At 66.7% G+C, this 25,251-nt stretch carries 23 protein-coding genes and 1 pseudogene; 11 read left to right on the top strand and 13 right to left on the bottom strand.

Annotation, left to right across the window (positions count from 1 at the left end; genetic code table 11):
• Position 1: 1 nt before the first annotated feature.
• The 5 genes and pseudogenes from gspK to gspG all read right to left on the bottom strand — a co-directional run bounded on the left by gspK (position 2) and on the right by gspG (position 3,363).
• Positions 2–1,126 (bottom strand): type II secretion system minor pseudopilin GspK, encoded by a 1,125-nt coding sequence (gene gspK, locus GD429_RS23795; protein WP_152860484.1) that lies wholly within the window; start codon positions 1,124–1,126, stop codon positions 2–4.
• Positions 1,127–1,128: 2 nt separating this feature from the next.
• The gene (locus tag GD429_RS23800) at positions 1,129–1,818 is read right to left on the bottom strand and encodes a type II secretion system protein J (protein WP_152860486.1); all 690 of its coding nucleotides are present in this window, start codon (positions 1,816–1,818) and stop codon (positions 1,129–1,131) included.
• Positions 1,796–2,191 (bottom strand): annotated as a pseudogene (gspI, locus tag GD429_RS23805) (type II secretion system minor pseudopilin GspI); the annotation flags it as partial. The pseudogene gspI and the gene GD429_RS23800, both read right to left, overlap by 23 nt.
• Before the next feature lie 116 nt (positions 2,192–2,307).
• Positions 2,308–2,871 (bottom strand): GspH/FimT family pseudopilin, encoded by a 564-nt coding sequence (locus GD429_RS23810; RefSeq protein ID WP_152860490.1) that lies wholly within the window; start codon positions 2,869–2,871, stop codon positions 2,308–2,310.
• Positions 2,872–2,910: 39 nt separating this feature from the next.
• On the bottom strand, positions 2,911–3,363 hold the full coding sequence (gene gspG / locus GD429_RS23815; RefSeq protein ID WP_006751354.1) for a type II secretion system major pseudopilin GspG: 453 nt from the start codon (positions 3,361–3,363) through the stop codon (positions 2,911–2,913).
• 175 nt (positions 3,364–3,538) lie between these two features.
• Here gspG and GD429_RS23820 point away from each other — a divergent pair, with 175 nt between their 5' ends.
• Complete coding sequence (locus tag GD429_RS23820; RefSeq protein WP_152860492.1) at positions 3,539–3,949, top strand: type II secretion system protein N; 411 nt, start codon at positions 3,539–3,541, stop codon at positions 3,947–3,949.
• Between the two features lie 36 nt (positions 3,950–3,985).
• Here GD429_RS23820 and gspF read toward each other — a convergent pair whose 3' ends face one another.
• The 3 genes from gspF to gspD are packed head-to-tail and all read right to left on the bottom strand — an operon-like array spanning position 3,986 to position 9,028.
• The gene (gene gspF / locus GD429_RS23825) at positions 3,986–5,203 is read right to left on the bottom strand and encodes a type II secretion system inner membrane protein GspF (RefSeq protein ID WP_152860494.1); all 1,218 of its coding nucleotides are present in this window, start codon (positions 5,201–5,203) and stop codon (positions 3,986–3,988) included.
• A 4-nt stretch (positions 5,204–5,207) separates the two neighbouring features.
• Positions 5,208–6,698 carry a type II secretion system ATPase GspE gene (gene gspE / locus GD429_RS23830; RefSeq protein WP_321574827.1) on the bottom strand — a complete coding sequence of 497 codons (1,491 nt, stop codon included), beginning with the start codon at positions 6,696–6,698 and terminating at the stop codon, positions 5,208–5,210.
• A gap of 5 nt (positions 6,699–6,703) precedes the next feature.
• Positions 6,704–9,028: a type II secretion system secretin GspD gene (gspD, locus tag GD429_RS23835; protein ID WP_152860496.1), complete on the bottom strand. Its 2,325-nt coding sequence runs from the start codon at positions 9,026–9,028 to the stop codon at positions 6,704–6,706.
• Between the two features lie 366 nt (positions 9,029–9,394).
• Between gspD and GD429_RS23840 the strand changes: the two genes are divergently transcribed.
• Together GD429_RS23840 and GD429_RS23845 are read left to right on the top strand one after the other, a co-directional pair.
• On the top strand, positions 9,395–9,844 hold the full coding sequence (locus GD429_RS23840) for a lytic transglycosylase domain-containing protein (RefSeq protein ID WP_152860498.1): 450 nt from the start codon (positions 9,395–9,397) through the stop codon (positions 9,842–9,844).
• Between the two features lie 145 nt (positions 9,845–9,989).
• Positions 9,990–11,303 (top strand): GTP-binding protein, encoded by a 1,314-nt coding sequence (locus GD429_RS23845; RefSeq protein WP_321574829.1) that lies wholly within the window; start codon positions 9,990–9,992, stop codon positions 11,301–11,303.
• Between the two features lie 129 nt (positions 11,304–11,432).
• On the opposite strand, the gene GD429_RS23850 is transcribed toward GD429_RS23845, so the two are convergent.
• The gene (locus tag GD429_RS23850; protein WP_006401505.1) at positions 11,433–11,711 is read right to left on the bottom strand and encodes an HU family DNA-binding protein; all 279 of its coding nucleotides are present in this window, start codon (positions 11,709–11,711) and stop codon (positions 11,433–11,435) included.
• 388 nt (positions 11,712–12,099) lie between these two features.
• On the opposite strand from GD429_RS23850, the gene mnmC reads away from it, so the two are divergent.
• From mnmC to GD429_RS23895, 7 genes are all read left to right on the top strand, one after another.
• Positions 12,100–14,046, top strand: a complete 1,947-nt coding sequence (gene mnmC, locus GD429_RS23855) for a bifunctional tRNA (5-methylaminomethyl-2-thiouridine)(34)-methyltransferase MnmD/FAD-dependent 5-carboxymethylaminomethyl-2-thiouridine(34) oxidoreductase MnmC (protein ID WP_152860502.1) — start codon at positions 12,100–12,102, stop codon at positions 14,044–14,046.
• A 681-nt stretch (positions 14,047–14,727) separates the two neighbouring features.
• The gene (locus GD429_RS23870) at positions 14,728–15,942 is read left to right on the top strand and encodes a cation:proton antiporter (protein WP_152860504.1); all 1,215 of its coding nucleotides are present in this window, start codon (positions 14,728–14,730) and stop codon (positions 15,940–15,942) included.
• Between the two features lie 14 nt (positions 15,943–15,956).
• Positions 15,957–17,072 carry a YbdK family carboxylate-amine ligase gene (locus GD429_RS23875; RefSeq protein WP_034183814.1) on the top strand — a complete coding sequence of 372 codons (1,116 nt, stop codon included), beginning with the start codon at positions 15,957–15,959 and terminating at the stop codon, positions 17,070–17,072.
• Positions 17,073–17,577: 505 nt separating this feature from the next.
• Positions 17,578–18,216, top strand: a complete 639-nt coding sequence (locus tag GD429_RS23880; protein WP_152860506.1) for a MarR family winged helix-turn-helix transcriptional regulator — start codon at positions 17,578–17,580, stop codon at positions 18,214–18,216.
• A 28-nt stretch (positions 18,217–18,244) separates the two neighbouring features.
• Complete coding sequence (locus GD429_RS23885; protein ID WP_152860508.1) at positions 18,245–18,955, top strand: glutamine amidotransferase; 711 nt, start codon at positions 18,245–18,247, stop codon at positions 18,953–18,955.
• A gap of 213 nt (positions 18,956–19,168) precedes the next feature.
• On the top strand, positions 19,169–20,281 hold the full coding sequence (locus tag GD429_RS23890) for an NADH:flavin oxidoreductase/NADH oxidase (RefSeq protein WP_152860510.1): 1,113 nt from the start codon (positions 19,169–19,171) through the stop codon (positions 20,279–20,281).
• A gap of 178 nt (positions 20,282–20,459) precedes the next feature.
• Complete coding sequence (locus GD429_RS23895) at positions 20,460–20,990, top strand: SET domain-containing protein (RefSeq protein ID WP_152860512.1); 531 nt, start codon at positions 20,460–20,462, stop codon at positions 20,988–20,990.
• 131 nt (positions 20,991–21,121) lie between these two features.
• On the opposite strand, the gene GD429_RS23900 is transcribed toward GD429_RS23895, so the two are convergent.
• Both GD429_RS23900 and GD429_RS23905 read right to left on the bottom strand, forming a co-directional pair.
• Positions 21,122–22,606 carry a sensor histidine kinase gene (locus tag GD429_RS23900; RefSeq protein ID WP_152860514.1) on the bottom strand — a complete coding sequence of 495 codons (1,485 nt, stop codon included), beginning with the start codon at positions 22,604–22,606 and terminating at the stop codon, positions 21,122–21,124.
• 119 nt (positions 22,607–22,725) lie between these two features.
• Positions 22,726–23,418, bottom strand: a complete 693-nt coding sequence (locus GD429_RS23905; protein ID WP_006401494.1) for a response regulator transcription factor — start codon at positions 23,416–23,418, stop codon at positions 22,726–22,728.
• 122 nt (positions 23,419–23,540) lie between these two features.
• Between GD429_RS23905 and GD429_RS23910 the strand changes: the two genes are divergently transcribed.
• Positions 23,541–23,771, top strand: coding sequence for a DUF3717 domain-containing protein (locus GD429_RS23910; protein ID WP_047899440.1), 231 nt, complete (start codon positions 23,541–23,543; stop codon positions 23,769–23,771).
• Positions 23,772–23,863: 92 nt separating this feature from the next.
• Here the strand turns inward: GD429_RS23910 and GD429_RS23915 are convergent, their stop codons facing one another.
• Together GD429_RS23915 and phhA are read right to left on the bottom strand one after the other, a co-directional pair.
• Positions 23,864–24,241 carry a 4a-hydroxytetrahydrobiopterin dehydratase gene (locus GD429_RS23915; protein ID WP_263349006.1) on the bottom strand — a complete coding sequence of 126 codons (378 nt, stop codon included), beginning with the start codon at positions 24,239–24,241 and terminating at the stop codon, positions 23,864–23,866.
• Positions 24,242–24,307: 66 nt separating this feature from the next.
• A complete protein-coding gene (gene phhA, locus GD429_RS23920; protein WP_152860516.1) occupies positions 24,308–25,234 on the bottom strand; it encodes a phenylalanine 4-monooxygenase in 927 nt (308 codons plus the stop codon).
• Positions 25,235–25,251: the final 17 nt, after the last annotated feature.

Here is a 25,251-nt window from a genome sequence, read left to right on the forward strand (position 1 = left end):
GTTATAGCTGGTCGCGGATACGCACGACCCGCGTCGAGTGCGTGGTCGGATCACGATACACGAGCGAGGTGCGATCGACCTCCGCGCGTTCGTGCTGGATCCGGCCATGCACGATGAAATAACTCGAATTGACGTCGACGAGGCTCGCGTCGGTCGTCATGTTCGGCGCACCGGCGCCGCGCAGCGCGAGCTGCACGTCGCCGACGTTGCGGAAAAACACGGTCTCGCGACGCGACACGAGCGCCTGCGCGGACGACACGCTCATCCCCGGTACGAGCGCCGCGATCACCTCGGCCGGCGCGGTGTTCATGTTCACGGGCGTCGTGGTCGGCAGCACGGTGACGAACGGGCGCAGCCGCGCGACCATCTCGGGTGTCACGCCTTCGACGTCGAGCAGGCTGTCGACGCTCGTCATCATCAGCGGCGCGGGCCCGCGATCGCCGCCGGACAGCCCCGGTTCGTCGGTGAAACCGCCGGTCTGCATGTCACCGCCGGGTACCGGCGCGGTCGCCGCATTGCCGCCGCCGGGCAGCGTCGGCATCTGGAAGCGCGTCGCCGAATGCAGCAGGCCCGCGCGCACCTGCAGCGCGATGCGCTTCGCGAATGCGCCGTCGTAGCCGAGCGTCGTCAGCAGGCGCTGGAAGGCCTGGAGCTGCGTGACGTTCAACTGCAGCACGCCGGGCGCCGGCGACGACACGAGGTTGCGCAGGTTGAACTTCGCCTGCGCGTCCTCGATCGAGCCGGAGATATAGGTGTCTTCGCCGCCGTTGTCGTTGGGCGCGCCGATCCGGCCGAGGAAGTCCGACAGCTTCGTCTTCGCGATCGGCACGCCCCAGATGCCGCCGAGATACGTGATGCCGGGCGCGGTGTCGCCTTCGGAGCGCAGGATCATCCGCGTCCAGTCGAGCGCACCGCGCGCGACCCACTGCGCCTGCGCGATCACGCGCTGGTTCTCGATGCGGCGGATCTGCACCTGCTGGCGCCACAGCATCCCCGAGACGAGGATCGCCGACAGCGCGACGACGAGCAGCGCGGTGATGATCGCGGCGCCACGCTGGCGGCCGCGTGCATGCGTGCGCGCGGCGGCGCGGTGGGTGGTGAGCGGACGGAGAGGGCGCGCGCGCATCGTCATTCCCCGACGAGGAACACGCGCATGACCGGCACGCGCAGCGACGTCGCGCCGATGCTGACCTGCAGCCCCGTCACAGCGCGCTGCGGCGGCGCGTTGCCGATCTGCGGCACCTTCAGCGCATCGTTGTTCTGCGCGAGCGCGTCGTCGGCGGTCTGCAGGTTGGTGGTCCAGCCCACGCGCGGCACATACAGCTTCGCGTCGATCGCGCCGACGCCGCCCATCAGCGCGACCCAGGTCCAGCCTTCGACGCTGCTGTCCTTCAGCACGCCTTGCAGCCGGTTCGCGTCGTCGATCGGCGACGACGCGTAGCGCACGACGCGCCCGCCGGCGATCCGGTAGCGGACCACCTGCAGCCGCGGCGCGGCGCCCGGCACGTCGAATTCGCGAACGATCTGCAGCGTATTGCCGGCGACGCCGATCACCGGCTGGCCGGCCTCGTCGTCGGTCGCGGCAAGCCGCGCGTCGATGCGCATCTGGTCGAACATCTGCGCGAAGACACGCTCGTCTTCCATCGCGGCCGCAACCTTGTCGCGGCCGCGCATGACCTGGTCGAGCCCGCGCCACGCGAGGATGGCGACCACCGCGAGGATCGCGATCGCGATCATCAGCTCGATCAGCGTGAAGCCCCGGGCGGGGCGCGCGGGCGGGCGCCGCATCGGCGCGTCAGAGCGGACGGCTGGTTTCATTCGCGACCACCGTCACCATCTGCGCGAGCACGCCGGAGCGCCCGGGCATGCTCACCGAAACCCGGACGCGCCGGAACACGGGGTTCGGCGTGGCGCTCACGCTCTGCGTGCAGACAAGCTGCACGTTGCCTTGCGAACAGTCGAAACTCTGCTCGCCGATCTGCGGCCACGCGTGCGTGAGCCGCAACTGCGCGAGCGCGTTGTCGGCGCTCCAGCCGGCCAGCAACCGGCGATGGAGGTCGGATGCGTTGGTCGCCATCGTGCCGACCGCGCGGATCGACGCGGCGAGCGCGACCGCGATGATCGCGAGCGCGACCAGCACCTCGATCATCGTGAAGCCGCGCGCCGAACGAAGTCCCCTTGGGGCGCGCGCGCCGAGGAAACCGGACGCAGGCCGGTTTGCGCAGGAAGTGCCCGGCCCCGCAGGAAGTCCCGTTGGGGAAGCGGGGCGCGACGAAGAAACGGGGAAGGGCAGGCGACGACGCATCGTCATTGCACCTCGTAGCGGCCGGTGCCGGTGCCGACGATCGTCGCGCTGCCGACGGCCGAATGCAGCGTCACGCGCACCGGCGTGTCGATGCTCTCGGTGCCGAACACGACGCGATTCGCGCGCGTGTCGGAGCCCGGATAGTCGATGTCGGCGCCCGTCACGCCACCGTCCCAGTCGCGCGGGCGCAGCAGGTCGTCGCGCAGCGTGCGCCAGCCGTCGGGCGAGCTCACGTCGAAACGGAAGCCGTGCGCGGTCGGTTGCCACGCGATCGGGCGCGCGCGCACCTGTGCTTCATCGCCGGCCGTCTCGAACAGCAGCGCGATGCGCTGCGCTTCCTCGCGCAGGTCGGTGCGCGGATTGCGCGTCAGCGACAGCGACGCGAGCGACACGAGCAGCCCCGCGATCACGAGCACGACCAGCATTTCGAGCAGCGTGAAGCCGCGAGCGCGCCGCGCGCGGTGCTTCATCGGCACGCCATCGGCACGTGCCGATACGGACGGCGCCGTGCCGCGATGCGCACGGCAATCGCGGCCGCAGCGGGAGGTCGTGCGAATGGCGAGCATGAAGAGCGGGAACGAAGCGTCGGGACGATCAGCGCCGGCTTATTGCCACGAACCGATGTCGGAGTCGTTGCTCTCGCCGCCTTCCTTGCCGTCGGCACCGTAGCTGAACACGTCGATCTCGCCGTGCACGCCCGGATTCAGGTACTTGTACCCGTTACCCCACGGATCGTTCGGCAGGCGCTCGAGGTAGCCGCCATCCTTCCAGTTATTCGGGATCGGATCGGTGGACGGCTTCTGGATCAGCGCGTTCAGGCCCTGTTCCTGGGTCGGATAACGGCCGTTGTCGAGGCGGTACAGCTTGAGCGCCTGCATGATCGTGCCGATGTCCTGCTTCGCGGCGATGCGGCGCGCCTCGTCCGGGCGGCTCATGATCTTCGGCACGATCAGCGCCGCCAGGATCCCGAGGATCGCGACCACCACCATGATCTCGATCAGCGTGAAACCGCGCTGACGACGCACGGCCGCGTTGCGGCGAGTGATCCACGTTTGCATGACTGACTACCTCTTTCCAAAAAATATCGTCGATTGAGTGACGCACCCGGCACATCGGACGATTACCTGACGGCAACCTTCCGGACCCGCGGGCGCGGAGCACGCATTGTAAGGCGCGCATCGCCGAGGGCTTTCACCCAACGCAAATTTCATATACATCCGTACAATAGCGCGCATGAACGCGCTCTCGATCCGGATTCTTTCCCTAGCCCTCTTCGCGGGTTTGTGCGCGACGGCCACCTACTGGGTCGTCACGCTGTCGGCCCGCGAAGCGCCGCTGCCCGCCGCCGCCGCTCGGCCGCCGATCCGCACCGAGGACGCCGCGGCGCTCTTCGGCGGTCAGCTCGACAAGAATCCCGTGCAGGACATCCACCTGTTCGGCATCCTCGCGCTCCAGCGCGGCGCAGCTGCGATCATCGGCGTCGGCGGAGAACCGCCGCGCGCGGTGTCGCTCGGTGCCGAGGTCGCGCCCGGCGCGAAACTCGCGGAAGTCCGCCCCCGCTCGATCATCGTCGACCGCAACGGCGCCCGCGCCGAAATCCAGCTCCCGGCGAACACGCCGTCCCCCGCGATCTACATGCGCTGAACGGAACGGCGACGGCCTCGCCAACTGGTCAGGCCGTCACTGCACCATGTTGTTCAGCTCGATGATCGGCAGCATCACGGCCAGCACGATCACGAGCACGATGCCGCCCATCGCCAGGATCAGCAGCGGCTCGAGCAGGCTCGTCAGGAACATCGTGCGACGTTCGAGCTCGCGCGCTTCGCCTTCGGCCGCACGATCCAGCATCGTCGTCACGTCGCCCGTCGCTTCGCCGGAACGGATCAGGTGCACGAGCACCGGCGGAAACGTCTTCACGTTGTTCAGCGCGCGCGACAGCGCGGAGCCTTCGCGCACGCGCACGATCGCGTCGTCGATGTTCGCGCGCATCGCGCGGTTCGACAGCGTCTCGCCGGCCGCCTGCAACGCGCGCAGGATCGGCACGCCGGCCGCGGTGAGGATGCCGAGCGTGCTCGCGAAGCGCACCGTGTTGTAACCGCGCACGAGCTTGCCCGCGAGCGGCGCGGTCAGCACCCAGCGGTCGAACGCGAGCCGCGGCCCGTCGCGCGACAGCGTCGCCTTCACGAACCACACGACCAGCGCGACCGCGATCATGATCGCCCACCACCAGTGCCGCACGAATTCCGACAGCGCCATCATCACGACCGTGAGGATCGGCAACTGCTGCTTCGTGCTCGCAAACACGTTGACGACCTGCGGCACCACGTAGCTCAGCAGGAACGTCACGATGCCGAACGCGATCAGCGTGACGATGCCCGGATACGTGAAGGCCAGCAGGATCTTCTGCTTCAGCGCGTTGCTCTGCTCGATGTAGTCGGCCAGGCGCGACAGCACGATGCCGAGCTTGCCCGTATGCTCGCCCGCCGCAACGAGCGCGCGGTAGATTTCCGGAAAATCGCGCGGATGCTGGCCCAGCGCATTCGCGAGCGAATGGCCGCCGAGCACCTCGGCGCGGATCGCCGCCATCAGTTCGCGGATGTAGTCGCGTTCGGCCTGCTCGGTCAGCACGCCGAGCGCCTCGTCGAGCGGCAGCCCCGCGATCAGCAGGCTCGCGAGCTGGCGCGTGAGGATCGCCTGTTCGCGCTGCGACAGCTTGCGGCCGAACGCGAGGCGCTGCGTACGCGCGCCGCGCGTCGCGCTGGCGGCCGGCTCGACGACGAGCGGCGTAAGCCCCTGCGTGCGCAACTGGCCGCGCGCGGCACGCGCGCTGTCGGCATCGATGACGCCTTTCTGCGCGTGTCCCGCCGCATCGATCGCTTCGAAACGGAATGCCGGCATCGCGCTACGCGCCTCCCGTCACGCGCAGCACTTCCTCGAGCGACGTCGCGCCGGCCGCCAGCCAGCGCTCGGCGTCGTCGCGCAGCGTGCGCATCCCTTCCGCGCGGCCGGTGGCCAGGATCTCGGCATCGGCCGCGTTGCGATGGATCAGCGAGCGGATCGAATCGTCGACCAGCAGCAGTTCGTATACGCCGCGCCGGCCCGCGTAGCCCGAATGCCCGCACTTGTCGCAGCCGACCGGATGCCACAGCGTGCGGCCATCCTCGTGCCGCTCTTCCTTGCAGACGGGGCAGAGCTGCCGCACCAGGCGCTGCGCGAGCACGCCGAGCAGCGACGATGCGAGCAGGTACGGCTCGACGCCCATGTCGGTCAGGCGCGTGACGGCCGATGCCGCATCGTTCGTGTGCAGCGTCGCGAGCACGAGGTGGCCCGTCAGCGACGCCTGCACCGCGATCTGCGCGGTTTCGAGGTCGCGGATTTCGCCGATCATGATCACGTCCGGATCCTGACGCAGGATCGAGCGCAGCGCGCGGGCAAAGGTCATCCCGATCCGCTCGTTCACCTGCGTCTGGCCGATGCCGCCGAGGTCGTATTCGATCGGGTCCTCGACGGTCATGATGTTGGTCGTCGCGGTTTCGAGCCGCGACATCGACGCGTACAGCGTCGTCGTCTTGCCCGAACCCGTCGGGCCCGTGACGAGCACGATGCCGTGCGGTCGCGCGATCAGCTTGTCGAACTGGACGAGCGTGTCGCGGCCCATCCCGAGCGCTTCGAGATTCAGGCGCTTCGCATCCTTTTCCAGCAGACGCAGCACCGCGCGCTCGCCGTGCCCGGTCGGCAGCGTCGACACGCGCACGTCGACCGGCCGGCCGCCGACGCGCAGCGTGATGCGGCCGTCCTGCGGCAGCCGTTTCTCCGCGATGTCGAGCTGCGCCATGATCTTGATCCGCGAGATCAGTGCGCCGTGCAGCGCCTTCTTCGGGCGCACGACGTCGCGCAGCGTGCCGTCGACGCGAAAACGCACGACGGACGAATTCTCGAACGGCTCGATGTGAATGTCCGACGCCTGTTCGCGCGCCGCTTGCGTGAGCAGCGCGTTGATCATCCGGATGATCGGCGCGTCGTCTTCCGACTCGAGCAGATCCTCGACTTCGGGGATGTCCTGCATCAGCCGCGACAGGTCGACTTCGCCTTCGACCTCGCCGACCACCTGCGCGGCGCTGCCGTCCTGGCGCGCGTATGCCTGGTTGATCGCCTGCGCGAGCTCGTCGGCCGGCACGCGGTGCACGGAAATCGAGCCGAAGTTGCGCGCGATCTCCGCAAGCGCGGCATCGCTCGTGCGTTCGCTGATCCACACCTCGAGCGTGTCGTCGAGCTGGTGCGCGATCAGCACCTGGCCGCTCTTCGCGAAGCCGTACGGCAACAGGCGCGCGGCGAGCGGCGACGGCGGCTGCCGTTCGCCCGGCGCGCCGTCGTGGGCGGAAGACGCGAGCACGTCGCTCACTGCGAGGCTCCCGGGGCGGTCAGCGGCTGTTGCGGCACCGCCTGCTGCGGCACGCCTTGCGGCTGCGCAGGCGTCTGCTCCGGCAACGGCTGGGCCGGGACCGGCGCCACCTGGCGTTGCATCTGCTGGCGGCGCATCTTGTCGAGATCGAACAGGTTCCCTGCCGGTGTGCCACCCTGGCTCGGGCCGAGCGGCATCGGCGGGACGATCGGGTCGTCCTTGTCGCGAATCACGTTGTTGTCCGACTTGTATGCCCCCGTCACGCCCTGGATGTAGTCGTAGCGGTTGGCCGTGACTTGCTGCGCGGTACTGCGGTCGGAGATGATCACCGGACGCAGGAACACCATCAGGTTGGTTTTCGCGCGCTGCTTCGATTCCGAACGGAACAACTGGCCGATCCACGGGATGTCGCCGAGCAGCGGCACCTTGCTGTTCGACACCTGATAGTTGTCCTGCATCAAGCCGCCGAGCACGATGATCTCGCCGTTGTCGGCCAGGATCGTCGACTGGATCGAGCGCTTCGTGAAGGTCGGGCCGGTCTGCGCACTCGTGGTGCCGGCGACGACTGCCGAATCCTCGGTATAGAGCTGCAGCTTCAGGATTCCGCCGTCGGTGATCTGCGGCTTCACGTGCAGCGTCAGGCCGACGTCGCGACGGTCGTAGGTATTGAACGCATTGCTCGTCGTGCCGCTCGTCAGGTTCGAATACGAACCGGTCGCGATCGGCACGTTCTGGCCGACGACGATCTTCGCTTCCTCGTTGTCGAGCGTGATCAGGTTCGGCGTCGACAGCACGTTCGCGTCGCTCACGCCCGCGAAATACTGCAGCAGCGCGCCGAGCCCCTGCACGCCGAACATGTTGTGCAGCCAGCCGATGTTGAGGCCCTGGGTCAGCGTCGAGAGGTTGGCCGCCAGCCCGGTGGTGGCTGCCGTGCCGCCGGTCGTCAGGTTGACGATGCTGTTGCCCAAACCTTGCGTGGGGTTCAGGTTCGTGCCGCCGAGAAACTGGCCGCTCGCCACCTGCCACTGGATGCCGAGGTTGCCTTGCGTCGTCGAATTCAGCTCGACGATCAGCGCTTCGATATAGACCTGCGCACGCCGCGCGTCGAGCTGGTCGATCACCGAGCGCAGGTTCCGGTAAACCGGATCGGACGCGGTGATGATCAGCGAGTTGGTCGCCGCATCGGCCTGGATCATCCCGCCCGGCTGGTTGTCGTCGCCCTTGTCCTTGTCGCCGCCGAGCAGGCCGGCGCTGCCGAGACCGCCGCCGCTGCCCGACGAGCTGCCGTAGCCCCCCGACGAGGACGACGAACCGCCGAGGCCGCCCGACGGCAGCGGCGGGGTGCCGGACGACCCGGTCGAGAAATTGCCGCTCGACGACGAGCCGCCGCTCTGGTTGAAGCTGTTCGCATCGTTGGACGACGCCGACGAGCCGCTGTCGCTGCCGCTCTTGCCGAGCATCCCGCGCAGCGTTTTCGCGAGCTTCACCGCATCGGCGTTGCGCAGCGGCACGACGTGCATGTTGCCGGGCACCGCGCTCGGCGCGTCGAGCTGCTGCACGAGGCGCTTCGCGGCCGCGAGGCGCGATGCGCTCGACGCGCGCAGCATCAGCGAGTTGGTGCGCGGGTCCGCCGTGACCGACACCTTCAGCGTTGCATCGCTGTTGCCGATCGCGCCCGGGTCGAGCATTTTCTGCAACTGTGCGGCGAGGTCGATCGCGTTCGCGTTGCGCAGCGGAACGACCTGCACCTGCGCGCCCGCGGCGCTGTCGACGCCCGCGATGATCTGTGCGATGCGGCGCACGTTGTCCGCATAGTCGGTCACGACGATCGTGTTGTTCGCCGGGTAGGCCGTCACCGTGTTGTTCGGCGAGATCAGCGGCCGCAGCACGGGCAGCAGGTTGTTCGCCGATTCATTGTGCAGCTCGAACACCTGCGTGATCACCTGGTCGCCGCGCGCCTGCGGCGCGTTGCCGACATAGGTCGGCACGCCCTGCAGCTTCGCGTCGGCCTCGGGCACGACCTTCAGCACGCCGTGATCCTGCACGAGCGCGAAGCCCTGCATGCGCAGCGCCGACTGCAGCGTCTTCAACGCCTGGTCTTCCGGCACCGGACGTTCGGCAACGAGGTTGAGCTGCCCCTTCACGCGGGGGTCGACGATGATGGTCTTGCCGGTTGCGGCGCCGATCGCCTTCGCGACCTGGTCGATATCCGCATTCACGAAGTTGAGCGTGACCTGAGCGTAGGCGGCCTGCGAGACGATGATGCCGGCGACGACGAGGGTCGTGGCAATGCGCCGCATAACGAAGCGATTTCTTGTCATGGATGAATGGGTCGATGCCGGCTCAGGCCGCTTCCGGCGGTAGTGCTGGGATCCAAGTCCGAAAAAGGCGACATTAGCAGTTTTTCATGTCCGAAATATCACATTGATCCGAAGACTGTCTCACATACGACATGTATCGGGCGAGCCGTATGCGATATGTAAGATTCGGTGCTATATCGGCATGCCGGCCATCGCCCCCGTTTCGAGATGAACCGACACGGAAATGCGGTATAACCCGGCTGTCGTATTTCCGCATGTCGCAACCTGACGGACTGTCGGTATGATACGTGCGACGGGTTTCTCGCCGCACGAATAACAGGCACGGGTTTTCCCGACCCTCACGCATTTTCCTTTCGTTTTCGCACCATGAACAGACGGTTCGCTTCGATTGCGTGGATCGCCGCCGGCGTGTGGTTCGCCAGCGCAAACGCTCGCGCGGATTGTTTCGACGAGGCCGCCAGATACCAGCAGGTCAATCCGCTGATCCTGCGCGCGATCGCGTGGCAGGAATCGCGCAACCGGCCCGGCGCGCTGAACAAGAACACGAACGGCTCGATCGACTACGGCCTGATGCAGATCAACTCGGTCCACCTGTCGACGCTGTCGCGCTACGGGATCGACCGCGGCACGCTGATGGAGCCGTGCAAGAACGTCTACGTCGCCGCGTGGCATCTGAAACAGAAGATGAACCGCTACGGCAACACGTGGCAGGCCGTCGGCGCTTACCATTCCGAAACGCCGTCGCTGCGCGACAAATACGCGCGGCAGATCGCCGGCATCCTGACGCAGTGGAAGCTGCTGCCGCCCGTGCAATGACATCGCGCCGCATCGCGGCCTGACGCGGTGCCGGCCGGCCGGCGCGCGTTTGATGCACAATGCGGGCTCACGCCGCAGGTTCGCCCGCCCGCGGGCCGATCGCGCCCCGGATGGGGCCGCGGCCGCTTTTTCATCTTTTCCGTTGGTGTGTACCGCAATGAACCAGCCGTTGCCCGTCACCGTGCTGTCCGGCTTCCTCGGCGCCGGCAAGACCACGCTGCTCAATCACATCCTCGCAAACCGCGCAGGCCTGAAAGTCGCCGTGATCGTCAACGATCTCGCGGCGGTCAACATCGACGCGTCGCTCGTGCGCGACGCGCAGGCGCTGTCGCTCGTCGAGGAACGCCTCGTCGAAATGTCGAACGGCTGCATCTGCTGCACGCTGCGCGACGACCTGCTCGTCGAGATCCGCAACCTCGCGTCCGAAGGCCGCTTCGACGCGATCATGATCGAATCGACCGGTATCGCGGAGCCGATGCCGATCGCCGAAACCTTCACGTTCGTCGACGACGACGGCGAGTCGCTGTCGAAGATCGCGCGGCTCGACACGCTCGTCACCGTGGTCGACGCGTACAACTTCCTGCGCGACTACGGCTCCGACGACGCACTCGCGACGCGCGGCATCGCCGCGTCGGAGGAAGACGACCGCACGCTCGTCGAGCTGCTGATCGAGCAGATCGAATTCTGCGACGTGCTGGTGATCAACAAGGCCGACCTCGTCGGCGCGGACGAACTCGCTCGCCTGCAGCACATCCTCGCGCGGCTCAATCCGCGTGCGCACCAGGTCGTGTCGACGTTCGGCGACGTGCCGCTCGACGAAGTGCTGAACACGGGCCGCTTCGATTTCGACGAGGCCGCGAATGCGCCGGGCTGGCTCGCGTCGCTCGATCACGATCACACGCATTGCGACGACCCCGACTGTCATGACGAACATCATGCGCACGTGCACGGCGAGGCCGACGAATTCGGGATCGGCAATTTTGTTTACCGCGCGCGCCGGCCGTTCCATCCGGCACGACTCTGGACGCTGCTGCACCAGGAGTGGCCGGGCGTGCTGCGCAGCAAGGGCTTCTTCTGGCTCGCGACGCGCAACGACATCGCGGGCTCGCTGTCGCAGGCGGGCGGCGTATGCCGGCATGGCCCGGCAGGTCTCTGGTGGGCCGCGCAGGATCGCGCGGAATGGCCGGACGACGACGAGCTGCTCGATGAAATCCGCGCCGAATGGCACGGCGATCTCGACGATCGCACGGTCGGCGATCGCCGCCAGGAACTCGTGCTGATCGGCATCGCGCTCGACGCCGATGCATGGCGCGAGAAACTCGACGCGTGCCTGCTGACCGATGCGGAATTCGCCGTCGGCGCGGCGGGATGGAGCGCGTTCGACGATCCATTCCCGGCGTGGGATATCGATTCGCACGACGACGACGATCACGGCGACACGCAAATCGTGCATGCCTGACAGCTCGGTAACGGCTTGTAAAAACAACCGTTAAATCTTGCAAGAGCGGTGCGGACTGTGGCGAAAACGCCGCGCGCGCCCAACAAAAAACCCGCCGAAAGGCGGGTTTTTTTTGGAACAGGCGCTGGTTTAACGCTTGTTGACGGCGTCCTTGAACGCCTTGCCAGCCGTGAACTTGACCGTCTTGGCTGCCGGGATCTTGATGGTTTCGCCGGTCTTCGGGTTGCGGCCCGTACGTGCTGCGCGCTTGCCCGAACCGAAGCTGCCGAAGCCGATCAGCTGAACCGCATCACCCTTCGACACGGCCTTCTTGATGACTTCGAGCAGCGTGTCCAGCGTTTCGCCGGTTTGAGCCTTGCTGGCGCCCGTTTGGGCGGCGACGGCGTCGATCAGTTCCTGTTTGTTCATTAAGGTTCCTTTATCAGGTTAGGTTGACACGAACAGCGCGAACGCGCCGATTATACGTGCGCGAACCGTGCCGTCGAGAGTCAGACTCCGACGACACAGCGCCGAATCCTGGCCCGCGCGACGCGCCCTCCGGCTTGCCGGCGGCCACCCCGCGGTACGGCGTTGCTATGATAGCGCAGCGCAAACCCAATAACGACAAGGGTTTCAAAGATTTTCATCGGTATTTCGCCGAATGAATCGTCGATTGCCTGTTTTTTGACCTACGCCAACCGAACAGGATACGCAGCGCGGTCCGCCCATGCGCCGCCCCGTTGGCTTTTTCCAACGGCCGGTCGGACGGCCCCGCGCAATCCCTTGCCAGGCTTGGCTGCCACGTTTTTTGTTTCGCATGCCCGACCGACTTGTTCCCGCCACGCTCGCGCTTCGCGACGACGGCACGCTCGTTTCGCCCGAGTACGGCGACCTCCATCGCAGCGCATCTGGTGTGCTTGCGCATCACGTGTGCGTCTCCGGCAACGGGCTGCCGGCGCGCTGGCAAGGCCGCCGCACGTTCACGATCGTCGCGACGGGATTCGGCGCGGGCAGCCACTTCCTCGCGACATGGGCCGCGTGGCGCGACGATCCGGCGCGCTGCGAGCGGCTGCATTTCGTCGCAGTCGAGCCGCATCCGTTCTCGCCCGACGACCTGCGCCGCGCGGTTTCGCATATCGTTGCGAACACAACCATATCGGCCGACGTCGACGCACTGGTCGACGCATGGCCGATGCTCGTGCCGGGCCTGCACCGGCTCGAATTCGACGAAGGGCGCGTGGTGCTCACGCTCGCGTTCGGCGATGCCGTCGACATGTTGACGAAGCTCGTCGCGCGCGCCGATGCGTTTTATCTTGATGGCTTCACGTCATCGAGCGATGCGGGTCTCCGCGCGACCGACGTGGCCCGCGCGCTCGCGAAAATCGCCGGCGAAGGCGCGACGTTTGCAACGCATGCGAATTCCGGCGCCGTGAAACACGCACTCGGCGAATCGGGTTTCACGTGTCGCGAAGTCGACGATTCGCTCGTCGGAGAATACGCGCCACGCTGGCGCGCGCGCCGGCACGAGCCACCGCGCGCACTGCCCGTTACAGCGCGCCGCGCGATCGTGATCGGCGCGGGCCTGGCCGGCTGCGCGGTCGTCGAACGCCTGGCCGCGCGCGGCTGGGACGTCACGCTGATCGAGCGGCACGAACGGATCGCGAGCGAAGCATCGGGCAATCCGGCCGGCGTATTCCATCCGCTGATGACACGTGACGACAACATCGCAAGCCGGCTCACGCGCAGCGGCTTCCTGCACGCGATCGCACGCTGGCGCGCACTCGAACGCGCGGGCCATGCGTTCGCGCGCAGCACGCACGGCATGATTCATCTCGCCGAATCGGCCGACGACTTCGCGCGGATGCGCGATGCGTTCGATGCGTTCGGCGCGCCGTCCGACTATGTATCGCTGCTCGATACCGATGCCGCGCGCGCGCATCTGAACCTGCCGGTCGCGCATGGCGGCCTGCTGTTTCCGCACGGCGGCGCCGTCTGGCCGGCCGGGCTGTGCGCGGCGCAATGCGCGGCGGCCGGCGAACGCGTGCGCTTGCTCGCGTCCACCGGCGTCGCGCGGCTCGAGCGGCGGGGCGACGCATGGCATGCGCTCGATGCGGCAGGCGACACGCTGGCCGAAGCGCCGGTCGTCGTGCTTGCGAACGCGGGCGACGCCGTGCGTCTCGCGGGGCTGCAGCATGTCGTGCTGCAACCGGTGCGCGGCCAGCTCACGCTGCTGCCGCCGGGCAGTACGGCGCCGCTGCCATGCCCGGCGATCGGCGACGGTTACGCGGTGCCGCTCGCCGACGGCACGCTGCTGATCGGCGCGACGTTCGAACCCGACGACGTCGATCCCGCGATGCGCACGGCCGGCCACGTCGAAAACCTCGACCGCGTGCGGCACCTGCTGCCGGGCCTGATCGGCGACGTGCCCGATCTCGACACGCTGCGCGGCCGCGTTGCATTCCGCTGGGTCGTCGGCGATCGCCTGCCGCTGATCGGACCGCTCGCGGACGAAGCGCAGGCCGTTGCGAACGCACGCGCGCTGAGCGGCGCAAAGGCGCGCGACCTGCCGCGTACACCCGGCCTCTACGGCGCATTCGGCTTTGGCTCGCGCGGCCTCGTGTGGGCCGCGCTCGGCGCCGAACTGATCGCATCGCAGCTCGAAGGCGAGCCGTGGCCGCTCGAGCGCGAACTCGCCGAAGCCGTCGATCCCGCCCGCTTCCTGATCCGCGCGCTGCGCGCACGCCGCGTCGGCTCGGCCGGCTGATTGGCTGATCGGCCACGCCAATCGTTCACAGTTTCCCGATTTCCCCGCGCAAGGTTATCCACTCGATGCTGTGGATAAGCTTGCGGAATCCGCGCGCGCTTCGTGTGTAATCACAGTGGACGTAAACTGGGTAACTCGGCACAGCTGTGAGGTGGCCCCAAAGTTGCTCATCTCAAACTTCTGTGCACGAACAGCCTGTGCAACGGGTTATGGTTTCGCCAAGGTATTGATCTGTCGACGTAAACCGAAGTTATCCACAGAACTGTGCGTCCTTTGTTAACTTCTACTACGTATATATACAGGTAAACCTTTGAAACCAAAGACCTGCGGTGCCGCACAGCGCCGCGAGTCGTATTCAATGGGTTCCAGACCGAAAAAGCTGTGGCACAATCGGTTTCCTTCGCGTTCGTTCGGCCAGGCGCCGGACGTGCTTCAATGGAACGGTCGGCACGATTTCGAATCTGAATCTTCGAGACTGCGCAGTCCGTTCACACACCAGGCCGACAATCCAGATCGGCAACCTGTGCGACTTTCCGCCGGATGGCGGAACAGGCGGACCCCATGTCCCGCCGTCGTCGACCACAACAATCACATTCGGGGCGATACCCAGCCGGCGCGCATCCATTTCTGACGCTTGACCCCGCGTCGCTGGCGGTTGCTTCCAAAGGAGAAGTCACCACGATGAAGTCGGCGTTCTCATTCCTGCCCAACTGGCCGCTCGCGCCGGATGCCGTGTTCTGGGCCGGGCTCGCGTTGTTCGCGGCCGGCCTGTGTGGCGAACTGTGCTATCGCGCATGGCGCCTGCCGCGCATCACCGGTTATGCGGTAATCGGTCTCGTCGCCGGTTCGTTCGGATTCGGCGTGATCGACGCGAGCACCGACGAAACCTCGCGGCTGCTGATCGACGTCGCGCTCGGCCTGTTGCTGTTCGAGCTCGGCAGCCGCCTCGACCTGCGCTGGATCCGGCGCAATCCGTGGCTCATCGCGTCGAGCCTCGCGGAAGCCACGCTGACGTTCGTGCTCGTGCTGTTCGTGATGCTGGCGCTCGGTGTTTCGGGGATGGTTGCGCTCGTGCTGTCGGCGATCGCGATCGCGACGTCGCCGTCGATGGTGATCCAGCTCAAGACCGAACTGCGCGCGGAAGGGCAGGTGTCGCAGCGCCTCATCACGCTCACCGCGCTCAACAGCGTGTACGCGATCGTGCTGACCAAGCTCGTCACCAGCTGGCTTCACCAGGAAGCGTACGGCAACGTTTTCGCGACGATCCTGCAACCCGTCTACCTGATCGCCGGCTCGTTCATCGTCGCGTACCTCGTCGCGCGGTCGTGCAATTTCCTGTTCCGTCACATGACGTCGACGATGCGCGACGAGCATTCGTTCGTCGCGCTGTTCGGGCTCGTGATGCTGGCGATCGCGGTGGCGCAGGCGCTGAAGCTGTCGACGCTGCTCACGCTGCTGCTCGCGGGCATCATCGTGAAGAACCTCGAAGCGCGTCCGCAGCTGTGGCCCGAGCATTTCGGCACGGCCGGCTGGCTGCTGACGGTGGTCCTGTTCGTGCTGACGCTCACGTCGTTCACGTGGGGCGACATCGCGCTCGGCGGGCTGCTCGCGATCGTGCTGATCGTCACGCGGCTCGTCGCGAAGCTCGCCGGCGTCGCCGCGTTCGCGAAGCCGAGCGGCATCGGGATGAAACAGGGCGTCGCGCTCGGCATCGCGCTGACGCCGATGTCCGCGCTGTCGTACCTGCTCGTCGACGATACCTACCAGCTCTATCCGAATTTCGACCCGCACCTGCGCGCGATCGTGATGTGCACGATCGTGGTCCTGCAGCTCATCAGCCCGTTCGTCGTCTACCGCTGCCTGTCGGCGGTCGGTGAACGCAGCGACAGCAACTGATTCCGGAACCTGCCATGGCACTCGAAACCTTCGTCAATTCCGAACCGTTCACGTTCGGCGTCGAACTGGAGATCCAGGTCGTCAACACGCACAACTACGACCTGACCAAGGCCGCATCCGACCTGATGCGCCTGATCCAGGGCGAGACCTTTCCGGGCAACATCACGCCGGAAATCACCGAGAGCATGATCGAGCTGTCGACCGGCATCTGCCATTCGCACGAGCAGGCGGTCAGCGAGCTGCATGCGATCCGCGACGTGCTCGTGAAGGCGGCCGACCAGCTCAACGTCGGGCTCGCCGGCGGCGGCACGCACGCGTTCCAGCAATGGAGCGACCGGCAGATCTACGATGCGCCGCGCTTCCAGTACATCTCTGAGCTCTACGGTTATCTGGCCAAACAGTTCACCGTGTTCGGCCAGCACGTGCATATCGGCTGTCCCGATCCGGACAGCGCGCTGTTCCTGCTGCACTCGATGTCGCGCTTCATTCCGCACTTCATCGCGCTGTCCGCGTCGTCGCCGTTCGTGCAGAACGTCGATACGGGCTTCCATTCGGCACGCCTGAATTCGGTGTTCGCGTTCCCGCTGTCGGGCCGCGCGCCGTTCGTGCTGACCTGGGACAGCTTCGAGGAGTACTTCATGAAGATGGTGAACACGGGCGTGGTCAACTCGATGAAGGACTTCTACTGGGACATCCGCCCGAAGCCCGGCTACGGGACGATCGAGGTGCGGGTGATGGATACGCCGCTGTCGGTCGACCGCGCGGCGGCGATCGCCTGCTACATCCAGACGCTCGCGCGCTACCTGCTGACCGACCGGCCGCTGAAGCTGTCGGAGGACGACTACCTCGTCTATACGTTCAACCGTTTCGAAGCGTGCCGCTTCGGACTCGAGGGTACCTGCGTGAATCCTCAGACGGGTGAACGCCGCACGATCGCCGAGGACATCCTCGACACGCTCGACCGGATCGCGCCGCATGCGGCCGCGCTCGGTTCGCGCGCGGCGCTCGACGAGATCGGCGCGCTTGCCAAGGCGCGCGTGAACGACGCATCGTGGTTGAGAACCGTTTTCAAGCAGGAAAAATCGCTGAACGAGACGGTCCGGCAGCAGTGCTTACGTTGGCGCGAATGAAAAAATGTTTTGCAGATTGCAGGCTCGACCGCGTCTCGATTCGCTGAACGACGGTTGGTACAGTTTCAGGCTGAAATCGTTGGCAGTCGTCCTGAAAATCTGTGGATAACCCGATATTCCGCTGCAAAGTCAACGATCTGAGGGTGGGATAACCCGGTGGATCGTTGCCATTCACCCGATGGCCGATCCGAACAGGAAAATGCTGGCGCGCCCCGTTCCGCAGGCGCGGCATTGCAGGCACAACAAAAAATTTCAGTTATCCAGCGATTTTCCACAGGCTGCAGGGGATAACTTAGCTGTGCGATTTTCCGCTCTCGCTTAGAATGTCGGCTTTGCGGACACCGGAACGACGCGTGTCTCACCGGTCGCCGCGAACGCGACCGCCGCGTGTGCCTCGCGACGGCCGTGCTGATGCACTCGCAAGAGTGCGTCTGTTTTGAGATGGACATTCGATCTCCACACTACGGCCGCTCGGTAATCCGGGCGGCGGCAAAGCGAAAAGACTATGAGCGAAGGCGTTTACGGGAACCAGGCTTCGGGACGTGTCACCCACAGCCTGCTGCGGTTGAGTACGGCCATGCGAAGCCAGGCATGGGATTGGGCGGAAGGCGCGGGCCTGACGCCGACGCAGGGCGAGATCCTCGTGCTGCTGCTGCAGCGCAAGGGCCCGATGCGGCTCGGCGAGATCGCGCGCGAGACGCAGCTCACCGCGGCGACCACGAGCGATGCGGTCAGCACGCTCGAGACGAAGGGGCTCGTCGAGAAGCGCCGTGCGCTGGACGACGGCCGCGCACTGGCCGTGCGCCTGTCGGCCCGCGGCCGCACGGCCGCGAAGAAGGCGCTGCAATGGCCTGAATTCCTGACGAAAGCGGTCGGCAAGCTCGGCGCGGACGAGCAGGGCGCACTGTATCGCGCGCTGCTGAAGACGCTGCGCGAGCTGCAGGTGGCCGGTGTGACGCCGCCGCAGCGCATGTGCCTGACGTGCGCCCACTTCCAGCCGGGCAAGCTGTCGAAGAAGACCGTGCATTACTGCGCGGCGCTCGACATCTCGATGGCCGACAACGACCTGCGTCTCGACTGCTCGGTGCAGGAAGAAGCCGACGCGGCGACGCAGAAGAAGACCTGGAAGATTTTCGCAGGCTGACGTCCGTCGATCGACCGGGAGGCCGATGATGAACGCTGAAGTCGTGGCGATCCGCCACGTGCATTTCGAGGATCTCGGAAGCTTCGAGCAGGTGCTCGGCGAACGGGGCCGGCGGGTGCGCTATGTAGACGTCGGATCGTCGCGGTTCGAGGTGCTCGATGTGCTCCAGCCGTCGCTGTTCGTCGTGCTCGGCGGGCCGCTCAGCGTGTACGACGATGCGCAGTATCCGACGATCGCGCCGCTCGCGGCGCTCGTGCGCCAGCGCATCGACGCGGGGCTGCCGATCCTCGGCATCTGCCTCGGCGCGCAGTTCATCGCCCGTGCGCTCGGCGCACGTGTCTATCCGGCTGCGCAGCACGAACTCGGCTGGGCGCCGCTGACGCTCACCGATGCCGGCCGTGCGTCGCCGTTGCGCCATCTCGATGGCGCGGCGACGTCGATGCTGCACTGGCACGGCGATACGTTCGACCTGCCGGGCGGCGCGATCCATCTCGCGTCGACGCCGGCCTGCCGCCACCAGGCCTTCGCGTGGGGGCAGCACGTGCTGGCGCTGCAATGCCATCCGGAAATCCGCACCGACCGCTTCGAACCGTGGCTGATCGGGAACGCCGGCGAAATCGCGGCGACGCCCGGCGTCGACGCAAGCCAGTTGCGTGCCGATACCGCCCAGTACGGCCCCGCGCTCGAGTCGGCCGCACGGCGAATGTTCGCGGAGTGGCTCGACAGCGTCGGGCTCTGACGCAGCGGGCGGCACCGTCTGCCGCGAATCCTTGGCCCGGCCGGCATCCGTTGCAGGCCGGCGCGTCGCTGCATGCGACGCGTTTCCCGCCGCGCCGGCAACCTGTTGCCGGCCACACCTGACCATCCGCTTACTGCCGATCGCGCCATCTGCACGCTTCAAGCCTGCGTGCTACGCTCGTCCGCTCTTTCCCTTTCCAGGCGAGCGGCTTCCATGACTGCGCTGTTTTCTCCATTCACGCTGCGCGGCGTGACCCTTCCGAACCGGATCGTGATCTCCCCGATGTGCCAGTACTCGGCCGAACGCGGTGAGGCGACCGACTGGCACATGATTCACCTCGGCCATCTCGCGCTGTCGGGCGCGGGCCTGCTCTGCATCGAGGCGACTGCGGTGGAACCCGACGGGCGCATCACGCATGCCGACCTTGGCCTCTGGGACGACGTGACCGAAGCCGCACTGAAGCCCGTGCTCGCGGCGATTCGCAAGCACTCGCCGGTTCGCATCGCGATGCAGTTGTCGCATGCGGGGCGCAAGGCGTCGAGCGAGGTGCCGTGGAACGGCGGCCAGCTCGTGTCGGTCGCCGACGGCGGCTGGCTGCCGCATGGGCCGTCGGCCGTGCCGCACAAGGAAGGCGAGACGCCGCCGCTCGCGCTCGACGCCGCGGGGCTGAACCGGATCCGCGACGCGTTCGCGGCCGCCGCGAAGCGTGCCGCGCGGCTCGGCATCGACGCGATCGAGGTGCACGCGGCACACGGCTACCTGCTGCACCAGTTCCTGTCGCCGCTCGCGAACTGGCGCACCGACGAATACGGTGGCTCGCGCGAAAACCGGATGCGTTTTCCGCTCGAGATCTTCGAGATCGTGCGCGCGGCGTTTCCGGAGGACCGGCCGGTCGGCGTGCGCGTGTCCGCGACCGACTGGGTCGAAGGCGGCTGGGAGCTCGACGACACGATCGCATTCGCGCACGAATTGAAGCGCCGAGGCTGCGACTGGATCGACGTGTCGTCCGGCGGCGTGTCGCCGCTGCAGAAGATTCCGCTGTCGCCGGGTTACCAGGTGCCGTTTGCGCAGGCCGTGAAGCGCGCGGTCGGCATGCCGACGATGGCGGTCGGCCTGATCAACGAGCCCGCACATGCGAACCGGCTCATCGAGGCCGGCGATGCCGATTTCGTCGCGATGGCGCGCGCGATGCTGTACGACCCGCGCTGGCCGTGGCACGCGGCGGCGGAGCTCGGCGCGCAGGTGACGGCGCCGCCGCAGTATTGGCGCTCGCAGCCGCGCGAGCACAAGGCGTTGTTCGGCGACATCGCGTTCGGCCAGCGTTGAGCGTCGAGCGCGCAATATTGCGCGCGATGTTGAACGAAGCAATATCGAACGTGTAGGATGCGGGTGATTCGCCGCATGCCCCGACGCGGCACCGACCGGTGCCGCGTTTTCGTTTGGCGCGCGCCGGGCCGCGGTCGCGGCCGTCTTCCATTCATTCGTCTTCACAAGGATTCGTTCGATGAGTTCACGCAGGATCGCGGTGCGCCGCTCGGGAGTACACGGCAAGGGCGTGTTCGCGGTGGCGCCGATCAAGGCCGGCGAACGCGTAGTGGAATACAAGGGCGAGCGAATCTCGTGGAAGGAAGCGCTGCGTCGCCATCCGCACGATCCGAGCGAGCCGAACCATACGTTCTACTTCGCACTGGACGAAGGTGGCGTGATCGACGGCAAGATCGACGGCAACAGCGCGCGCTGGATTAACCATTCGTGCGCGCCGAACTGCGAAGCCGAGGAAGTCAAAGGGCGCGTGTACATCCACGCGCTGCGCGACATCGGGCCGGAAGAGGAGCTGTTCTACGACTACGGCCTCGTGATCGACGCGAAGCTGACGAAGAAGCTCAAGCGCGAATACGCATGCCATTGCGGCGCGGCTTCGTGCCGCGGCACGCTGCTCGCGACGTCGGACGACGGCGAGAAGAAGAAAAAGAAGAAGGACAAGAAGGACGGCAAGTCCGAATCCAGCGCGAAGGACAAGAAAAACAGGAAGTGATGCAGGCGGCAGCGCACGATGCGCTGCCGCTTCAGCAGACGGCTGCCGCGTTGCGCGGCAGTCCTTCCCGTTTCCTTATCCGTCGGGCTGCACGTTCAACGGCCGCCCGACGCGAATCGCGTGGCGATCGCTCAATGCGCCGATGCGGCGGCCGGCGTTTCGCTGGCCGGCTTCTCCGTGCGCTGGGTGAGCGGCACCCGCACCACGAAGCGCGAACCGCCTTCCGGCGCATCCTCGTACGACACGGTGCCGCCATGCATCGCGATGATGTCGTGCACGATCGCGAGGCCGAGCCCGGCACCCGTCTCGACGCCGTTGCCGCTTTGCGCGTCGCCGCGGAAGAAGCGCTTGAACAGGTCGGCCTGCTGGTTCGCGGGCACGCCCGGGCCGTTGTCCTCGACGACGATCTCGGCGGCCGGCAGGCCGTCTTCGAGCGCACTGCGCGCGACGTTCACCGTGATCCGCGCGCCGTCCGGCCGCGCGAGCGGCACGTATTTCAGCGCATTGTCGAGCAGGTTCGCGATCACTTCGCGCAGCAGCACGGGGTTGCCGCGCACGATCAGCTTCTCGTCGTCGCCGGGGGCGTCGCTGCGCTGGAAGCCGAGGTCGACATGCGACGCGAGCGCGCGCGGCACCCATTCGGCACCCGTCTCGAACGCCATTGTGGCGAGGTCGACGTCGACGAATCGCGCGGCCTGTTCGCCCGGCTCCGCGCGGGCGAGCGACAGCAACTGGTTCGACAGCCGCACCGCGCGGTCGGCGGCCGCACGCAGTTCGCGCACCGCGGCGAAGGTCTGGTGCGGGTCGCGCGCGACGGCCGCTTGTTCGGCATGCAGCTTCACGGCCGTGAGCGGCGTGCGCAACTGGTGCGCGGCATCGGCGATGAACTTGCGCTGCGCGTCGAGGGCGGTCTTCAGGCGGCCGAGCAGCGCGTTCATCGCGCTCGTCAGCGGCCGGATCTCCAGCGGCACCTCGGTTTCGTCGACCGGTTCCAGCGACGTGTGGGTCTGCCGGTTCAGCGAATCGGCGAGATGCGTGAGCGGGCCGAGTTGCTGGTTCACGACGCGCCACACGATGCCCCAGCCCGCGAGCAGCAGCAGCAGCAGCGGCATCATGATCGCGACGAGGAATTCGGGCGCGATCCGGTAGCGGTGCCGCACCGGCTGCGCGACCTCGACGACCATCGGCTTGCCGCCCTCGACATCGTCGACGCGTACCTGTGCGACGCGCACCGCGCGGTTGTCGTACTCGGCCTCGAACACGTACGCGTGATGCATGCGGCGCACGTTGATGCCCTGCAGCGGCAGCTTCGGATCGCCGGCGAGCTCCTGTTCGCCGTCGCTGATCCGGTAGATCAGAGCTTCGGCGGGATCGGAGAACATCGCCTGCGCGAGCGGCGGCACCGTGAACGGCGCGTCGGGGCCGGCGATCTGGATCTGTTTCGAGATGGCGGTCGCGAGATCGGCGAGCGAGCGGTCGATCACGTGCTGCGTGTATTGCCACGCGAGCCAGTAGGCGATCAGGCCGCTCATCAGCGCGAGCATCGACAGCGGTGCGGCGAGGCGCCGGAGCAGCGAGCGGCGCAGGCTGGTGGTCACAGCCGGATCAGGAGACATTTCGACGGGCAAATGGATAAGCGCCGCTCACGGGGAGCGGCGCGGTCGTGCGCCGGGCGACGACGCGGAGCAGGGTGCACAACGCCGCCGGCACGCGGCCGGCCGACGCGCGGCGCCGCTCAGACGCTCGCCGTCTGGCGGATTTCCTGCAGCAGGTAGCCGAAACCGCGCACCGTGACGATTTCGACACGGCACTGCTCGAGTTTCTTGCGCACGCGGTGCACATAGACTTCGATCGCGGTGTCGCCGAGATCGCCGCCGAAGTGCGTGAGGTGATCCTGCAACTGGGCCTTGCTGACGACGCGGCCGTGACGCAGCAGCAGCATCTCGAGCACCGCGAACTCGCGCGGCGACAGTTCGAGCGGCTTGTCGTCGTTGAAGATGCGGCGGTCGACGCCCGACAGGCGGACGCCGCCGAGCGACACTTCCGGACGCGGCATGTCGCTGTGCGGGCCGCTGCGGCGCATCACCGCGCGGATGCGCGCTTCGAGCTCGGCCGGCTCGAACGGCTTGAGCATGTAGTCGTCGGCGCCCGAGTTCAGGCCCTGGATCCGGTCGTTCAGCTCGTCGCGTGCGGTCAGCACGATGACGGGCGTGTGGCGATTGGTCTGGCGGAAACGCGTGAGCAGCGTCATCCCGTCGATGCCCGGCAGGCCGAGGTCGAGGATCACGAGTTCGTGGCGGTTTTGTGCCAGCGCCTGTTCGGCAAAAATGCCGTCATGCACCATGTCGACGGTGAAGCCAGCCTGCTCGAGGCTGCTCTGGATACCGCGTGCGATGGGGCGGTCGTCTTCGATCAGAAGGAGTCGCATGAAGTTCGCTCAAGTACAATGGGTTGGCGGTTCAGGCACGCGGACAGCACGAAGCCGTTTCCACAGGGGCGCCGCATCGCGTGACATCAAGCATGGCGGCCAGCGAACGATTAAATCCAATCATGTCCGATATTTCGATCAACGACCTTGAAGCCGCGATCAATTTCTGGCGCGCCCGCTCGCCGTCGAGCGGCGACGAACTCAAACTCTGCGAAGAGGCCAGCGCGCTCTCCAAGCCGTATGCGCTGCTGATTGTACAGCGCGGAAGCGCGCTGCAACTGGAAGGTTTGGACCCCAAGGCGCGGAAAGCATACGAGACTTACGTGCGCCTTAAGGATGGCTTGGAAAGCTGAAGGCTTTCGCTGACTACATCGTAGAAAACGTTCATCGAAATGAAAAGTTGACGCACCGCGCACCGAAAGATGCGCGGTGGTGGAGGAAGGGCTCAGGCGGCGGGTTTCGCGTGCGCGCCGGCGCGGTCGATGAACAGAGCGAGTTCGATGTCGCGTTCGGTCAGGCCGTCGGCGTCGTGGGTCGACAGCGTGACGTCGACGCGGTTGTACACGTTGAACCATTCCGGATGGTGGTTCATTTCCTGCGCCTTGATCGCGACGCGCGTCATGAAGCCGAACGCTTCGTTGAAATCGGCGAAGCGCAGGCTGCGCTGGATCGCGTCGCGGCCCGGCATGGCCGTCCAGAGCGGCAGGCCTTCGAGCCGGGTCTTGCGTTCTTCGGATGTGAGCTTGTGGATCATCTTGCACCTCTCGTTCGGTAACGGCACCCGCGCGCGGCTGCGCCGCGCGGCGCAGCCGGCACCGGTCATTGTTTCATAGTTGCGGGACGGCCATCTTGGGACGGGCGGCCGGCATCCGGCGCACGTTGGCGCGCGTCAGGCGTCGGCGTCGTCGGGCCAGCCTTCGCCCGTGCCGCGATGCAGCACGCGATCGCTATCGAGCACCGCGCCGGCCGCGAATTCCGGCAGCGCCGCGAGCCGGTTGGCCAGCGCGCGGCCGTCGACGTCGGCGAGCGCGAACAGTTGCGCGAAATCGTCGATCACGAAGTAGGTCTTCTGGAACGTGTCGATCCGGTACTTCGTGCACATCACGCGCTCGAGGTCGAAGCCGAGCCGGTTCGGCGCCGCGCTTTCGAGGCTGTACAGGCTCTCGCCCTTGCTCGACACGATCCCGGCGCCGTAGATCGACAGCCCGTTCGTGCCGCGCGGGTCGCGGATCAGCCCGAATTCCACCGTATACCAATAGAGCCGTGCGAGCCGCGCAAGCGCCGCTTCGTCGTCGGCGACCGCGAGCGCGGTGCGGCCGTATGCCTGCATGTAGTCGGCGAACACCGGGTCGATCAGCAGCGGCACATGGCCGAACAGGTCGTGGAAGCAGTCGGGTTCCTGCAGGTAGTCGAGCTGGTCGGGACGGCGCATCCACCAGGTGACCGGAAAACGCCGGTTCGCGAGATGCCCGAAGAACACGCGATCGGGCACGAGGCCCGGCACCGCGACGATCTCCCAGCCCGTCGCGAGCTTCAACTGGCGATTCACGTCGGCGAACGACGGCACGCGATCGGCCGGCAGGTCGATCTTGCCGAGCCCCGCGACGAACGCGTCGCAGGCGCGCCCGCGCAGCAGTGCCGACTGGCGTGCATAGAGCTGCTTCCACACCGCGTGGTCGACCTGGCCGTAGCGTTCGAGCGGCTGGTCGATGGTGAAATCTGCGCGGGTTTCGAGGCCCGCGTCGAACTGCTCCTGCAGTTTCGCGGTGACGACGGTGGACATGATCAGGCTCTGCACGCTGTGGTTGGGAACCATGCAAGTGTAGAGCGGCA

The organism is Burkholderia sp. BE17, from assembly GCF_009362305.1.
GTDB lineage: Bacteria > Pseudomonadota > Gammaproteobacteria > Burkholderiales > Burkholderiaceae > Burkholderia > Burkholderia pyrrocinia_C.

Bases quoted from the DNA above. Each gene is read 5' to 3' on its own strand.
- gspK (WP_152860484.1), bottom strand. From the start codon at position 1,126: ATGCGCGCGCGCCCTCTCCGTCCGCTCACCACCCACCGCGCCGCCGCG.
- GD429_RS23800 (WP_152860486.1), bottom strand. From the start codon at position 1,818: ATGAAACCAGCCGTCCGCTCTGACGCGCCGATGCGGCGCCCGCCCGCG.
- GD429_RS23810 (WP_152860490.1), bottom strand. From the start codon at position 2,871: ATGCTCGCCATTCGCACGACCTCCCGCTGCGGCCGCGATTGCCGTGCG.
- gspG (WP_006751354.1), bottom strand. From the start codon at position 3,363: ATGCAAACGTGGATCACTCGCCGCAACGCGGCCGTGCGTCGTCAGCGC.
- GD429_RS23820 (WP_152860492.1), top strand. From the start codon at position 3,539: ATGAACGCGCTCTCGATCCGGATTCTTTCCCTAGCCCTCTTCGCGGGT.
- gspF (WP_152860494.1), bottom strand. From the start codon at position 5,203: ATGCCGGCATTCCGTTTCGAAGCGATCGATGCGGCGGGACACGCGCAG.
- gspD (WP_152860496.1), bottom strand. From the start codon at position 9,028: ATGACAAGAAATCGCTTCGTTATGCGGCGCATTGCCACGACCCTCGTC.
- GD429_RS23840 (WP_152860498.1), top strand. From the start codon at position 9,395: ATGAACAGACGGTTCGCTTCGATTGCGTGGATCGCCGCCGGCGTGTGG.
- GD429_RS23850 (WP_006401505.1), bottom strand. From the start codon at position 11,711: ATGAACAAACAGGAACTGATCGACGCCGTCGCCGCCCAAACGGGCGCC.
- mnmC (WP_152860502.1), top strand. From the start codon at position 12,100: ATGCCCGACCGACTTGTTCCCGCCACGCTCGCGCTTCGCGACGACGGC.
- GD429_RS23870 (WP_152860504.1), top strand. From the start codon at position 14,728: ATGAAGTCGGCGTTCTCATTCCTGCCCAACTGGCCGCTCGCGCCGGAT.
- GD429_RS23875 (WP_034183814.1), top strand. From the start codon at position 15,957: ATGGCACTCGAAACCTTCGTCAATTCCGAACCGTTCACGTTCGGCGTC.
- GD429_RS23880 (WP_152860506.1), top strand. From the start codon at position 17,578: ATGAGCGAAGGCGTTTACGGGAACCAGGCTTCGGGACGTGTCACCCAC.
- GD429_RS23885 (WP_152860508.1), top strand. From the start codon at position 18,245: ATGAACGCTGAAGTCGTGGCGATCCGCCACGTGCATTTCGAGGATCTC.
- GD429_RS23890 (WP_152860510.1), top strand. From the start codon at position 19,169: ATGACTGCGCTGTTTTCTCCATTCACGCTGCGCGGCGTGACCCTTCCG.
- GD429_RS23895 (WP_152860512.1), top strand. From the start codon at position 20,460: ATGAGTTCACGCAGGATCGCGGTGCGCCGCTCGGGAGTACACGGCAAG.
- GD429_RS23900 (WP_152860514.1), bottom strand. From the start codon at position 22,606: ATGTCTCCTGATCCGGCTGTGACCACCAGCCTGCGCCGCTCGCTGCTC.
- GD429_RS23905 (WP_006401494.1), bottom strand. From the start codon at position 23,418: ATGCGACTCCTTCTGATCGAAGACGACCGCCCCATCGCACGCGGTATC.
- GD429_RS23910 (WP_047899440.1), top strand. From the start codon at position 23,541: ATGTCCGATATTTCGATCAACGACCTTGAAGCCGCGATCAATTTCTGG.
- GD429_RS23915 (WP_263349006.1), bottom strand. From the start codon at position 24,241: ATGACCGGTGCCGGCTGCGCCGCGCGGCGCAGCCGCGCGCGGGTGCCG.
- phhA (WP_152860516.1), bottom strand. From the start codon at position 25,234: ATGGTTCCCAACCACAGCGTGCAGAGCCTGATCATGTCCACCGTCGTC.